Here is a 1,103-nt window from a genome sequence, read left to right as displayed (position 1 = left end):
TACCGGCGGCTGTCCGAGGCGCTGGCCTCGGAAACCTGGTACCTGTCCACGCTGCGCGACAAGCCGGCGGTGGCCAGGCGGCTGATGCACGTGCTGGGGACTTCCGCCTACGTTCCGGACCTATTGATGCGCGCCCCCACGGTGATTCAGGCTTACGGGGACGGTCCGGCCGGCCCGAAACTGCTCGAGACCCAGCCCGCCGTGGTGGCCCGCGCGCTGATCGCCTCGGCGGCCCGTCATTCCGACCCGGTGCGGGCCATCGCCGGCGCCCGCACGCTGCGCCGCCGCGAGTTGGCCCGCATCGGTTCCGCGGATCTGCTCGGCATGCTCGACGTACGGGACGTGTGCAGCGCGCTCACGTCGGTGTGGGTGGCTGTGCTGCAGTCCGCGCTGGACACGCTCATCCGGGCCAACCTCCCTCCAGACGGCCACGCGCCTGCGGCCATCGCGGTCATCGGCATGGGCAGGCTGGGTGGTGCCGAACTGGGCTACGGATCCGATGCCGACGTGATGTTCGTCTGCGAATCGGCCGCTGGCGTCGAGGATTCGGCCGCGGTCAAATGGGCGACAACGATCGCCGAGCAGGTGCGCACCCTGCTGGGCACGCCCAGCGTCGACCCGCCTTTGGAGGTCGACGCCAACCTGCGGCCGGAGGGTCGCAGCGGCGCACTGGTCCGCACCCTGGGCTCCTATGCCGCTTACTACGCCCAGTGGGCACAGCCGTGGGAGATCCAAGCGCTGCTGCGGGCCCACGCCGTCGCCGGTGACCAGGAACTGGGTCAGCGGTTCTTGCTGATGGCCGACAAGACGCGGTATCCAGCCGACGGGGTATCCGCCGAGGCGGTGCACGAGATTCGCCGCATGAAGGCCCGGGTGGAATCCGAACGGTTGCCTCGCGGCGCCGACCCCAACACCCACACCAAGCTGGGTCGTGGGGGCTTGGCCGACATCGAATGGACGGTACAGCTGCTGCAACTGCAGCACGCGCACGAGATCCCGGCGCTGCACAATACGTCCACGCTGCAATCGCTCGACGTGATCGCCGAGACGGGGCTAGTCCCCGCGGACGAGGTGGAGCTGCTGCGTCTCGCGTGGCTGACGGC

Annotated in this window: 1 protein-coding gene; it reads left to right on the top strand. The window is 69.7% G+C overall.

The annotated features are described in order from the left end of the window. On the top strand, positions 1-1,103 hold a 1,103-nt coding region (locus ACZY0B_RS27620; protein ID WP_463767401.1), incomplete at both ends, for a [protein-PII] uridylyltransferase family protein.

The sequence above is a fragment of the Mycobacterium sp. IDUB_19 genome (assembly GCF_055419445.1).
Note: the sequence above shows the minus strand (reverse complement) of the source record. Positions and strands in the feature narration are given on the sequence as shown.